The 15,001-nt window shown below is 55.0% G+C and carries 3 protein-coding genes; all 3 read left to right on the forward strand.

Going from position 1 to position 15,001, the window contains the following annotated elements; translation table 11 throughout:
• Positions 1-597: 597 nt before the first annotated feature.
• Positions 598-11,520: an SdrD B-like domain-containing protein gene (locus tag ACYVIY_RS01940; protein ID WP_460974564.1), complete on the forward strand. Its 10,923-nt coding sequence runs from the start codon at positions 598-600 to the stop codon at positions 11,518-11,520.
• A gap of 5 nt (positions 11,521-11,525) precedes the next feature.
• On the forward strand, positions 11,526-12,506 hold the full coding sequence (locus ACYVIY_RS01945; protein ID WP_460974565.1) for a PorP/SprF family type IX secretion system membrane protein: 981 nt from the start codon (positions 11,526-11,528) through the stop codon (positions 12,504-12,506).
• Positions 12,507-12,607: 101 nt separating this feature from the next.
• Positions 12,608-14,977 (forward strand): OmpA family protein, encoded by a 2,370-nt coding sequence (locus ACYVIY_RS01950; RefSeq protein ID WP_460974566.1) that lies wholly within the window; start codon positions 12,608-12,610, stop codon positions 14,975-14,977.
• Positions 14,978-15,001: the final 24 nt, after the last annotated feature.

Raw genomic sequence — 15,001 nt, forward strand, 5'->3', positions numbered from 1 at the left:
TAAGCCAAGACGGATACTGCCTATTGTTGGTGTCGGCAGCTCTGTGTATCTCACTAGCGTCAACAGTCTGTATATGAAATTCAGAGTGGCCTGTGTCTATTATTGTAATTAGGTATATGTATATGCGTAAATCGTATTTATAATTAACTGGATGTACGCACATTTTTTATAGCATATTAGTAGTAAGGTAATTATAGATTTATGTTTATCTAAAATGTCTCTCTTGGGCCAGTTGTTCGATTAATTAATTAGGGTCAGTAGGTTACATGTCGGTTGGCATAGTTTTCGCTAACCCATGGCGACCCCGCCCTTTTCGTAAATGCACACGAGGGCTACCAACTCCCCTTCAAAGATCATCTGATTGTCGGAGCGACATTCGATAGTAAGACCTTAAAATATAGGTTTTTAGCTAACTGTCAAGGATCAGGCGATCCGCTCACCCGCTAATTGGCATAGTTTTAGTTGACTTCCAGTAAAGCAAAAGTGCCCATTTCGCTAAATTCTGTAAACCGTGATTCGTCATGGGTTTACGAATTTGAATAATTGTATAATCAGCGAAGAGGAGTGCTAGTACGATCGTTCCAAATCAAGTTGCAGATGGAAGTAACTTCTACGCTACGAAAAACTCATGTTGAGCCTGTAGTTCGCCCGCCTTTCCGCCCGGAAAGCGACCGGCAAGCTGCCCGCCTGACGTCGATAACCCGCCTGATCAGCCGGATCGTTTATTTCCTGATGCGCCTGAGTCGCAGGAACGCTTTACCCGTGCCGGTAGCGAATTCATCCATAACCAGCCGCTTTGCTTCAAGGTGGCCAACAGGCTTTGTCCGTAGCGAAAACCAGATGGCCAGGAGTCCCGTCGAATTGGCGGGCGAACCGCCTGACATTCCCGACCCTGGGCCACCTACCGTATCGATTCATGATAGCCAAAAGACAGTAATTCCTTTCGTGCACAATACAATGAATGAGCAACTTATACTACGCAAATCACTCGACGATGCTCCTCCCCGGAAGCTGTTAGATACGGGTGGAGGACTAACGTCCGTAACCGGAGAGCCCTACTCGGTGAGCAGCTTAGGTAGGCTGCTGTCCTCATTTGCAGGCCTGGCTCACAACCTGACAGCGCCTGTTCTGAACGGCGTCTATGTTTTAGTCGCTGTACTGGCGTTTGGGCTGATTTCGTCAACTGCTCGAGGGCAGGTGCCAGCGACCATTAACCTCAGCGTTAATAAATCAATTAGTAATCAAAGTCCAGCTATTGGTGATATTATTACGTATACCGTTGTTGTAACCAACGCGCCAGGGTCGGCCACCGCCACGAACGTAGTCGTGCGGGACGAGCTACCCGCTGGTGGAGTGAATTATATTCAGGGGTCGGCTACGTTCGTACGTGGTAACGGTACATTTACCCCGGTTATTTCGGCTTCGGCAATCACGGCAACCCTGACAATCAGCTCGATCGCACCCGGAGACTCCGCGGTTCTGGTGTTGGGGGCCACCGTGTTGGAGCGAGGGGTCTGGTTTAATACGGCTGAAGTTATAGCCGCCGATCAAACCGATTCGAACTCGACGCCGAACAACGGCAGTCTGTCGGAAGATGATTACGATGCGGTCTGTTTTTCAGTACCGATTTTCTGGTATGCGGGGGAGGAGTTCACGGTAACCATCCCATCGGGCTATGATCAGGTGGTCTGGTACCGAAACGACGTGCCCATTAGCACATCAGCGGTGTCGACGAGTCTGGCCGAAGTCGGTACAGACTTATCGCTGGTTATAAAAAGTCCGGGTGTCTACCGATTCGATACGTATCGGAATGGATGCCTGTCGGGCAATTGCTGCAACATTGTAATCCTTCAGGGACCATTCGGCAGCCTGGGTGATTACGTGTTTGTGGATACCAACCGAAATGGTCTGCAGGATGACGGGCCGACTGGCCTGGACGGTGTTACGGTATACTTATATGACGGAACCGGTACCACTCGGCTCGATTCTACCATTACCTCGGGTGGCGGACGGTATTTGTTCGACAGCCTGGCCGACGGCAATTACGTAGTTCGCTTTGTGACACCGGCTGGTTACCAGTCCACCTCGGCCAATGTTGGCGGAGCAGGCGATGACCTTGACAGTGATGCGGGTCCCAACGGATTTACCGGCGTTTACACCATAGATACAAGTCAGCCCGAATCCAGCACCGCTCGGAATAATACGACCGTGGATGCTGGCTTCTACGTGCCGGGTGCTACGTTGGGCGATCGTGTTTTTGTGGATGCCAATCGCGATGGTCAGCAGGGACCACCGGCTACTGAACCGGGTATTCCGGACGTAGTCGTAACTCTGATCAGTAATGGCAACGTAGTCGCTTCGACCGTTACCGATGCGTCAGGTCTGTATTCGTTCACGGGGCTGACCCCTGGCGTACCATATTCGGTGAGCTTCGCTACACCTGCGGGTTATAGCGCTACGCAGGCGAACATCGGCAACGACGCGTCGGACTCTGATCCGATTGGCGGCATAACCGCTCCGGTGTCGTTGACCGACGGCGAAAACAACACGACCATTGACGCAGGCTTCTATCTACCGACTGCTACACTCGGTGACCGTGTTTTTGTCGACGCCGACCGCGACGGTCAGCAAGGGCCAATCGAGACGGAACCGGGCATTCCGAACGTAGTGGTGACCCTGATCAGCAACGGCAACGTAGTGGCTTCGACCGTTACGAACGCATCGGGTCTGTACTCATTCACAGGACTGACGCCGGGCGTACCGTATTCGGTCAGCTTCACGACACCCGTGGGTTACACGGCTACGCAGGGCAACCTGGGCGATGATGCGTCGGACTCTGACCCGGTAAACGGAATTACGGCACCGGTAACCCTAACGGCTGGAGAGAATAATCTAACCATCGATGCCGGCTTCTACGGGCCTCCTACAACGCCTGGAATTCAGATCTCCATTGTTGATCCGGCAGTTTGCGATCCGGCAACGAATATATACACCAACTCAGGGGTTGTGTCGTTGACCAACACACCCGGTGGTATCCTGACGCTTACCGATAATGGAGTGCTGATCGCTTCGTTTACCATAACGGCCGGGCAAACGTCGGTTCCATTCAGCGCCACCGGTCTAAGCGGAACGGCTCCGACCTCGCGTACCATCGTCGCGACAATCAACACGCTAAGCGCCAGTACAACGTATGCAGTACCTGCGTCGTGTACGGTTTGCTCGCCGATTGCGGTTACGCCCGCTACACTTGCACCTGGCAATGTAGGGCAAGCCTACAGCCAGACCTTAACGGCCAGTGGCGGTAGTGGACCGTATGCGTATGCCGTACTGGGTGGTACGTTACCCGCCGGCCTGAGTCTGAACAACGTAACGGGCGTATTAAGTGGTACGCCAACGACCGCTGCGGTATCTGCCTTTACGGTGGTTGTTACCGACAGCCGCTCGTGTTCGGGCGTAGCGCCGGTTAGCCTGACAGTTGGCGTATCCTGCCCGACTGACTACAGCATAACCGTACCGAGTGACTTTACCATCTGCAATGGTGAAACGGGTACACTAGTGGCAAGCAGTCCGGTCCCCAATGTGAAAATCTGCTGGTACCTGACGCCTTATGGGGGTACGGCCTTCGCTATTGTCAACAATGGGCAGGCCGTTCCGGTCAACCCAACCAGTACAACTGTGTATTACGTTGAAGTGACCACGGTGGATAGCTGTGCTAGTGCCCGTATACCGGTAGTCGTGGCGGTAACGACCGTACCGACGCCGATAAGCCTGGGTAACATTCGAAATACCTGTCCGGCTACAACCGTTGACCTGACTCAGGTGCCGATCGAAAATCAGACGACGGGTCTGATCTATGAATGGTACACCAGCCTGACTCGTACACCGCAAACGCGCGTCACGAACCTGACCAATGTCGGTGCGGGTACGTACTACCTGTTTGCGAGAAATGGTAACTGCTACAGCAACCCAACGGTACTGACGGTTGAGATTATAAACTGCAACTGCCAGAACGTAGCGCAGGTAAATGTCGGTCCAGGTAGAGCTATCTGCGCGGGTGAGGTGATTCCGCTGGTCGCAACTGTATCCGGCACAAGTCTGGTAACGGGCGTTACGTGGACCTCAAACGGTTCGGGTACATTCAGCAACCCAACTAGTCTGACGACTACCTATACGCCGTCGCCGTCAGACATTGCCAGTGGTTCCGTACTGCTGACGGCAACGACCAACGATCCCGATGGTCCGGGTGGCGTGTGCAGCGCAGCGACAAGCTCGTTAATTGCGAATATCAATCCACGTCCTGATGCACCGGTTGGTGTTGCCTGCGACGATACCCTCGTTTGCCAGGGCAGTAATACCAAACTGATTGGGTTTGCACCAGGCAACCGAATCAACTGGTATGATCAGGACAATAACCTGGTAGGTACGACCCCAAGCGGTGGTAAGCTGGTCATTACGCTGGCAAAAGCCGGGGCGGTTGTGTATACTGCCGAAGCCATTAGCGACGAAGGCTGCGTGAGTACCACCCGTTCGTCGCTGACTATAACGGTTGGTACGTGCCTGGCCGATCTGGCAATTGTCAAAAACGTCGTTACGCCTGGTCCCTATAGTATAGGCCAGAAAGTAACGTATTCGCTGACTGTGTCCAACAAAGGCAAGATAGCTGCAAGCAATGTCACGGTAAATGACCTGCTGCCGGCTTCACTGGCCTATGTCAGCTCAACTCCCGGCGGTGAATACAATGCCGGGGCGGGTATCTGGACCGTCGGTTCGCTGGGCGTTGGCTCCAACCGCAGCCTGCTCATCGAAACAACCATCGCAGCGGCTGGTCCGATCCGGAACACGGCTATCGTGAACAGCCCGGATAAAGATCCGAACTTTGCGCTGGACGATACGTCGTCGGTGGTGATCCAGACCAATACTTGTGCACTACTGCCGCCACAGATCACCTGCGCCGTTACGGAAATCTGTCAGGGTGGATCAACCACACTACAGGCCGTTGGCTGTGAAGGTGGCATTGTCAGATGGTCGGATGGCCAGACAGGACTGACGGTAACGGTGAGTCCGACTGTAACCACGACTTACTCAGCCAGCTGTGTAGTGGCCAACTGCACGAGCGCAGCCTCCAACCCGATTACGGTAAACGTGCTCAATCCGCAGACGCCGGTTATTACGGCCAGCGCCAGCGCCGTTTGCCCAGGTTCTTCAGTAACTCTGACGGCCTCGGGCTGCGTAGGTGGCACGATCGAATGGTCGGATAAAGCACAGACCGGCGCATCGATTGTCGTGACTCCGTATACGAAGACAACCTACACGGCGCAGTGCCGCATCGCGGGTTGCCTGAGCAAGCCAGCTACGAAAACGATCGACATCTCGCCAGAGCTGCCAACGCCAACGATTGTATGCAGCGCCACGGGAGTCTGCCCAGGCGAGACGGTAACCCTGACGGTCGAAAACTGCCTCGGTACGCCGGTCTGGAACAGCACAACCGCCACCACGGGCAGCATCGTTGTTACGCCGACTGTAGGCAACAACAGCTACTCCGTATACTGCACGAACGGCAGCTGCGTCAGCAAATCGTCGCCAACCTACACGATCGCGGTCACACCGGTGGTAGCACCAACGATTGTAGCCAGTGCCGATTCGGTATGTGCGAAAGGACTCGTCTCGCTGACAGCCACGGGCTGTACGGGTACGGTGGTCTGGAACGCGGTTGATACGTATGGTAACAACCTGACGGGATCGGTTATCAAGGTGAACCCGGATGCAAGCATCAGCTACTACGCACAATGTAAGTACCGGACCTGCCTGAGCGAACCGTCGAACGCCGTCGACATCACGGTAGTAACGCCACAGACGCCGATCATCCGGATCGAGCCGAACAAGGCGGTGATATGCAGTGGTGAGAAAGTAAGGCTGATTGCCGAAGGCTGTTCGGGAACAGTGCAGTGGTATGGTATTAACCGGGTCGGAGCGGACATCGAAATCCTGCCAACTGAAACGACCGAGTACTACGCAACCTGTAAGCAGGGCAGCTGCGAAAGCGAACCATCGCTGAAAGTTCGTATCACCGTCAATAAGTCGTCGGCACCATCGCCAACGGTTACGGCGTCAACCACGACACTTTGCAATGGTGGAGTAGTATCGTTAACCGCCAGCGGCTGCACCGGTACGATCCTGTGGTCGGATGGTCAGACAGGCCAGGTGGTTTCGGTAACGGCAACGCCAACCAACAACGAGTTCTACGCAGTCTGCAAAGTCGGTGATGCCTGCGCTACCGGTAAGTCGAACGTGATCAAAGTGAACGTAACGTCCGTACCAGCGCCGACGGTAACCTGCAGCACCGGCAACATCTGTCCGGGCGAAACGGTGACACTGACCGTCAACAATTGTCAGGGCACTCCGTACTGGAGCACGAACGAAACCACGACGACCATTGTGGTGTCGCCAACGGTAACGACTTCGTACACCGTCTACTGTCAGAACGGCGTATGTAAGAGCGAAACCTCGCCGACCTATACCATTACGGTAACGCCGGTACCAGCGCCAACGATTGTGGCTTCGGCCACCGCCGTAGAGCCGGGTGGTACCATTACCTTAACGGCAACGGGTTGCATCGGTGATGTAGTCTGGTCGGCGAACGACATCAACGGTAACAACCAGGGCACGTCGCTCGTGGTGCGGCCGGTGGGTACACAGACGTACTACGCACAGTGTAAATACCGCATCTGTCTGAGTGATCCGTCGAATACCATCACGGTGAACCCAGGCGACTGCACAGTGAAACCAGGCACGCTGACACCGGTTACGCCGACGGTATGTGCCACGTCGAACACGCCAGCGGTACTGGCCGCAACGCCAGCCGGTGGTCTGGTACAGCCTGATGGCTACTCGGTACTGTATGTATTGACGAAAGGAGCAGAGCTGGTCGTTCAGCAAACGAGTGCTACGCCAAGCTTCACGGTAGCGTCTGGCAGTGGAAACTACACGATCCATACGCTGGTCTACAACGCGAACCCAGCCGACAAAAATTACCTTGATCTGTCGGCGGTTAAACCGGGTATAACGACTGGCAGCGATGTGATCAAGCTGATCACAGATCGGAACGTCTGTGCGGCTCTCGATCTGACCGGTGCTAAAATAAACCTACGTTCTGTACAGCCGCCGGTGCTGCACACCGCGTCGCTGACCGTATGCTACGGCGCTACAGTAACGCTGGAAGCTACGGGCTGCGAAGGGGGCATCGTGAACTGGTCGGATGGCTCAGTTGGGCAGTCGATCCAGAAAACGGCCCTGAGCGACATCTGGCTGATGGCGACCTGCACCATCGACGGTTGCACCAGCGACATGTCGAACACCATCGACGTCATCCTGGGTACACCGGGCATCCCGACGATCGTGACCAGCAAACCTGTTGTTTGCACGGGTGAAACTGCTACGCTGGTGGCTACCGGCTGCACGGGTGGTACGTACATCTGGTCGGATGGCGTAACGGTAGGCAATACGCTGACCGTGAGCCCAACGGCCGATGTGAGCTACCGTGTACGCTGCAAGGTGGGTTCCTGCGAAGGTGAATGGTCGCCAAACAGCACCATCAAGGTAGGTTCGCCGGGGGCTCCGACCATTTCGATTGCCGGACCTGCGGACGTAACCAGCACCACGGCCTGCTTCGGTGCGCCGGTCACGCTGGTGGCCAAAGGCTGCCCTGCGAATGCCTACGTAACCTGGTCGAATGATCTGGTTGGCAGCACGATCACGGTCTCGCTGGCTAACAGCGTAACCTATACCGCCCGCTGCTGCGTGTCGAATAGCTGTAAGAGCGAGCCGTCGAACCCAGTGACCATCACGGTACTGCCGAAGGTTTCGTCTCCGACCACCGTCGACCGCACCAACACGTGTCCGTTCAATACAGTAGACCTGGCAACGGGTGTAACCAGCGCGGTTAGCACAGTGGGTGGCGTGTTTGAATACTACACGAGTGCATCGCTGAGCCCAGAATCGCGGGTTGCTAGTCCGGCTGCGGTTGGTTCGGGTACGTATTACGTAGTCGAAAGAACGGTGAACGGATGCTATGGATTACCGGCTGTAATTCACGTGTTCATCAGCACCTGCGACGAGCAGGCACCTTGCAACCCGGTTAATCCGGCCAAAGCAAGTGCCGGGGCCGATGCCAGCATCTGCACCACGAAAACGTATCAGCTGAATGGGGTCATGGGTGGCGCGGGTAAAACCGCCCACTGGACCACCAGCGGTAGCGGTACGTTCGATAATCCATACGCACTCAACGCTATTTATACCGCGAGTGCCGAAGATGTCCTGTCGGGTAAGGTCACGCTGACGCTTTCGGTGAGTACGAACAACGCAAGCTGCCCGGTTGCCAAAGACGACATGCTGCTGACGATTGAAGGCAGCAAGTCGGTACCAACCGTGAAGGTGATCGGTGCGGTCAGCTTCTGCTACGGCGATTCGGTCCGACTGGAAGCCCCCGCCGGTGCTACGTACCTGTGGAGCAACCAGGCAACTACGCAGAGCATCGTGGTGAAAAACAGCGGAGCCTACAGCGTTCAGTTGTTCGATCCGAAAGGATGCAGCTCGGTTAAATCGGAAGACGTAGTCGTTACGGTCGGTGATCCGGGTGCTACGCCACTCGTGTCGAACCTGCGGAATGACTGCCCGGCTCAGATCGTTAACCTGACTTCGGCCTTATCGGCAACAACGGCAGGCAGTACGTATGAATACCGGATCGGTAGCTCGGCGTCTTCGCAGGTGGTGATGCGCCCCGATTCGGTAGGCGCGGGTACGTACTACGTATTTGCCCGGAACGGTGCAGGCTGTCTGAGCGCCCCCTCTAAAGTGGTGGTGAACATCTTCAACTGCTCGGCCGACTCGCTAACCACGGATGTCAGCATTGCCAAGACTGCCAGCGCCAACGTTGTGAAACACGGCGAACCGGTTGTGTATACCATCCAGGTGGCTAACCAGGGTGCCCATACGGCCCGGAATATCGATGTGCGTGATGTTCTGCCGCAGGGTCTCGAACTGGTGGCGGACAGCACCCTCGATTACGTAGTGAGCAACGGAGCCATCCATAAACGCATCGATAGTCTGCAGGCGGGTCAGTCGGTATCCTTCTCGTTCGCGGCCCGCGTGGTTGCCAAGGGTGAGGTTGTCAACAAAGCCGAGATTACCTATCTCGATCAGCGCGACACGAACCTGGCCAACAACACGTCGAGCGTAACCGTCAGAGATACCTCGGCCTATACGCCGAGCCGGATCGGTATCGCCAAATCGGTGGTGGGTATTCCAACGGCCGAAGGAGATTCAATCATCAAAGTCGCTTACAACTTTATCGTAACGAACTTTGGGGATGACACCTTGCGCAACGTAGGTGTCGTGGATGATCTGGCTTACTTCTTTGTGCCGAATACGGTGTTTGAAACCAAAGTAACGCTGGGACCAAACACAACCTTCAAGCTGAATCCGAACTTCACCGGAACCGGCGTGAATACGAACATGCTTGATTCCACCACCAGCTATCTGGCACCCGGCCGCTCCCAGGCGATTCGGCTGGACGTCAGGGTACGACGAGTGGCGGGAGATACGGCAACGTCGTTCCGAAACCTGGCTTCGGCCTCGGCCGTCAACAGCGTAACGTCGGTGTATGACCTATCGGTCGATGGGGGTGACTCCGATCCCGACAATGACGGTGATCCGACGAACAACTTCAGTTTCTCGACGTTCACGCTCGGCGTTGGCGAACCGGGTGGTCCGAGCATCGGTCTGGCCCTGGCCGTGACGAAGATTGCACCGCAGCCCGATAGTACGTACAACGTAACGTTTAAGGCTACGATCAAGAACTTCGGTGATGTTTATTTGTACGGCATCAGTTTGACCGATAGCTTAGCAAAAGCGTTTGCGTCTCCGGTTTCTTACTCCATAGTAGGTGCGCCGGTTGTCGGAGCAGGTAGTAACTTAGCGGTGAACCCGGCTTTCGATGGCAACACTGACGCGAACCTGCTGGCTAGCACCAGTAACCTGGCTCCGAGTGAGCAGGACACTGTAGTATTTACCATGAACGTGAAGCTGAACGGCAACCTAGGTCCATTCTTCTCGACGGCGACGGTGGTTGCCCATACGGAAGATTCGACGCAAACGGTTAGCGACATCTCGAATGCGGGTCTCGATCCAACGCCATCGGGCGCGGCATCGACTACGGTACGCTTCGATCTGCCGAAAGCCTTGTTAGGGGTTGCCAAGTCAGTTGGTACGCCAACATTGGTTGAAGAAGGGGTGTATGACATTCCATACACCATTCAGGTTACGAACCTGGGCTCGGTGCCGCTGACAAACGTACAGGTTGAAGATAACCTGTCGGAAACCTTCGGTCACGGTGCGCTGATTGTGAACAACCGCATTCCGGTCACGGCCGGTGCTGGCCTGACAGTCGATTCGCTGTACACGGGTCAGGGGCTGATTACGAAGATGCTGGTCGACTCGCTGAGTAACCTGGCCGTTGGTGCCAGCAGCAGCCTGGCCTTCACGGTCCGCGTCGACGTACGGAATGCCGATTCGCTGACCTTCTACAACGTAGCCCGGGCTACGGCGATGACGCTCGAAGGAGAAGCCGTGGAAGATACGTCGACGGCGGGTACGAACAACGACCCCGACTACGACCTCGATCCGCGCAACAACAGCGAGCCGACGCCAGTAGCCCTGAACAACCTCTCGACGTCCTCGTACATTGGTTTGGCGATGGCGGTCAGTGATACCGTTCGGAAAGCCGATGGCAGCTACGACGTAACGTATAAGATTGTGGTGAAGAACTACGGCATTGACCCCATGACGCATGTCGCCATCAGCGATACACTGTCGAAGGTGTTCAACAGCCAGACCGGAGCCACCTATACTGTCGTCAACGCGCCGATTACGATCTCGACGGGTAGTACGCTGAAACTGAATCCGGCGTTCAACGGCGGTTCTGATCCGATGCTGGTTCTGGGCGACAGCACCAGTACGCTGGCCGCCGGTCAGACCGATACGATTCAGATGGTGATCAATGTGGCCTTCGACGGCAGCACGACAACCTTCCTGAACTCGGCGTATGGTCAGGCAATCACGAAGACGGGCCGCGTAGAGGACATATCGACGACGGGACTTAACCCCGACCTGAACGGGAACAATAACCCGACCGATGTGAACGAGCGGGAAGCTACGGCTCTGTCGTTACAGCCAACGTTCTCGGCCGTCTTCATACCGGAAGGCTTCTCGCCAAACGGTGATGGTATCAACGACCTGTTCGTGATTGGCGGGACAACCGGATTAACCGTTGCCGTTGAGATATACAACCGCTGGGGGAATCTGGTGTACCAGAACAACGATTACCGGAATGACTGGGATGGCAAGTCGAACACGGGTGTCAACGTAAGCAGCGATGCGGCTGGTGTACCCGACGGAACGTACTACTACGTGATTAAGACCAGTGACGGACGCAAGTTTGTACGATACATGACTATTAACCGATAATACCGATGTCAAATCAGTTTTCAACGAAACATTGGGCAGTCGCGCTGCTGCTGATCCTTGGGATCGGCAGCAGCCCCCTCCGGGCGCAGCAGGACAAGATGTTCTCGCAATACATGTTCAACATGATGGCCCTCAATCCGGCCTATGCCGGCAGTCGGGATGTGCTGAGTATGTCGGCGCTGTACCGCAACCAGTGGACGGGCCTGCCGGGCAGTCCGCAAACGGCGACCTTCACGATGGATATGCCGCTGAATCAGGAGCGGGTCGGTATCGGGTTACAGTTATACGGCGATAAGTTCGGAGAAATGCAGGAAGCAGGTGCCTTTGCGTCGTATGCCTTCCGCATTAAAGTCGGTACCAAGAGTACGTTAGCCCTGGGCCTACAGGGAGGAGCGGCCAGCTTTCAGTGGAATCTGGCCAATGTGAAAACGAATCCGGATGGTTCTCCTCAGTCCGATCCGGCGTTTGCCAGTAACATCTCCAAGGTGCTGCCAAACTTCGGAACCGGAATTTATCTGAGCAACGATCGCTCGTACCTGGGTATATCCGTACCCCGGTTGATTAAAAACAAGATTTCGGAGTATGCTTCGGGCGACTACCGGTCCGTGCAGCGTCGTCACGCGTATTTAACCGCGGGTTTTGTGGTCGGTATCAGTCCGGTTGTGAAGATGAAACCGTCGATGCTGGTGAAGTACGCCGAAGGAGCACCCCTAGGGTTTGATGCCAACATCAACTTCTGGTTTGCTGATCGGATCGCCATTGGTGCATCGATACGCCGGAATCAGTTCTCGACCTGGAACAACTATTCGACCGATGCGCTTGTCGGTATGCTGGAGGTGCAGCTCACCGATCAGTTCCGCTTTGGCTACGCCTATGACCGGACGATGAACCAGTTGAAGGACATCGCTCCCAGTTCGCACGAGATCATGCTTCGCTACGAATTTGGCTTCGGCAAAAACCGCATTCTGACTCCTCGTTACTTTTAACTTCGGCGCAGTATTTGCTTACGGAAAGGTATGTTCTCCAGAGCGAGAGAATGTACCTTTTCTTTTGGGGCCTTTGACGCGTTTTCCAACCATTAGAGTGTATGACACGTATCGTTTCGCTATTCGGATTTCTCTGGCTGTTTACGAATACCGTACTGGCACAGTCGCTTAAACAGGCCGATCGCCAGTTTGATCAACTCGCCTACGCAAAGGCCATTGAACTCTATGAACAGGTGCTAAAAACACCCGCATCGTTGTCGGAAGCCGAACTACGATCCGCAAAAGCCAGACTAGGGTACAGTTATCAGCAGTTGCGGGATATGCCTAACGCCGAACGCGTGTATCGCGACCTGGTCAGTGGAAGTAGTCTCCCCCCGGACTATGGGCCTTATTACCTGTATTACGCGCAGTCGCTAGCCAGTAACGGCAAATACCGCGAAGCTCAGGAAGCCTATGATAAATACGGAACCCTACAGACATCGGATAAGCGCGGTCCGGTTTTTTCCAAGCTATACCGGGATGTGAGTAATCTGACCCGTAACGCCGGGAGCTATAAAGTCGAGTTCCTGACCATGAATACCCGCAAGGCTGAGTTCAGCCCGATGCTGTATAAAGAAGGCCTGGTATTTGTGTCGGCCGGGCATGGCGGAAACGGCATCAAGCGGGTGTTCAACTGGAATAGTACGTCTTTTCTGGATCTGTTCTACGTACCGGAGTTGAAATCGCTGCGGGGCGCAAAGGCATCGTCGCTGGGTGGGTCAAAGAGTACCCGCCGTACCCGTACGCAGGTCATTCGTCCGCTCGGCCGCGACGACTATACCGCACCAACGGCCAATGATACCCGCACGGTTGGCTTCTACGGGGGAACGAACATCAGCCTCGGCTACGAAGATCAGCCCATCAGCGAGTCTGACCGCTTCAGCCAGACCCTGAACACGAAATACCACGAGGGGCCCGCTACGTTCACGAAAGATGGTCGGCGCGTGATCTTCACCCGCAACAACTACAACGAGGGCGAGTACCGCCAGAGTAAAGACGGCGTTAATAAACTCAAACTTTATACCGCTACGCAGACGAACGGCATCTGGGGTAAAGCCGAAGAGTTACCGTTTAACAACGACGAATACTCCAGCGGACACCCGGCGCTGTCGAAGGATGACCAGCTGTTGTACTTCGCTTCAGACCGGCCCGGTGGGTTCGGTGGCACCGATATTTACGTATCGCGCCTGACAAACGGGAAGTGGGGTGAACCGGTAAATCTGGGGAAAGAGGTCAATACGAAGGGGAATGAGTTGTTTCCGTTTGTCGATGAAAAAGGAAATTTGTATTTCTCGTCCGACGGCCAGCCCGGATTAGGTGATCTGGATATGTTTTATGCGCAGCTCACGAACGAAGGCAGACAAGCCACGACCGTGCGGAACCTGGGTGAACCCCTCAACTCGCCTAAAGATGATTTTGGTATCGTAACCGATGGCGATCGTAAATCAGGCTATTTCAGCAGCAATCGCAAACGGGGTGGGGCCGACGACGATGTGTACCGCTTCACCCGCGAAGGCTCTCTGTATCCGTGCCGCGAACTGACCGTCAGCGTATTCGATGCCGATACGAAAGAGCCACTAGCTAACACGGCCCTTGCCTACGATAATGCCGCCGGGTCGAGCCAGAAACAGTTGAAAACCGATGCCGACGGCCTGGTGCGGGTTTGTCTGGATGCCGATAGCGAAACCAGTTTTCTGGCCACTCGCGAAGGGTATCTTGATAACAAGGTTGGCTTCTCGACCCGCTACATGTCGGACGATGGCCCGTCGCGGCTGGAGATTGCGCTGATGAAGCCAAAAGCTCCCGAAAAACCAGCCACGACAACCCTGCGCGGACGCGTAACGACCCAGACGGACAAGAAGCCGATTGTGGGCGTAAAAGTGGTACTCGTCAACGAATGCGACGGTACGTCGCAGGAAACTACAACCGGTGCGGACGGCAGCTACGAATTCATGGTACGTCCGGGCTGCGACTACTCACTCGAAGCCATGAAAGACAACATGGGAACGAGCGGCACCCGAATTGCCAAGGATGGCTCCGGCTCCGCCGACCTGACCATGTTCAAGAAAGGGGATGTGATCAAGATCGACAACATTTATTATGACCTGAACAAGGCAACCATTCGGCCCGATGCCGCCACGGAACTGGATAAACTGGTCGATCTGCTGAACAAGTACCCGAAAATGACGATTGAGATGCGGTCGCATACCGACAGTCGGGCCACGGCACAGTACAACAAAACGCTGTCGACCAACCGGGCAAAAGCCGCCGTTACGTATCTGAAATCAAAAGGAATCTCGCCTAAACGGATGAATGCCAAAGGCTACGGCGAAAGCGCCTTGCTGAACAAGTGCAAAGACGGGGTAAACTGCCCCGAAGAACAGCACCAGCAGAACCGCCGGACGGAGATCAAAATTCTGAAATTAAGCTAAGGCAGATGACAAAAATCTGAAATG

The sequence above is a fragment of the Spirosoma knui genome (genome assembly GCF_054780635.1).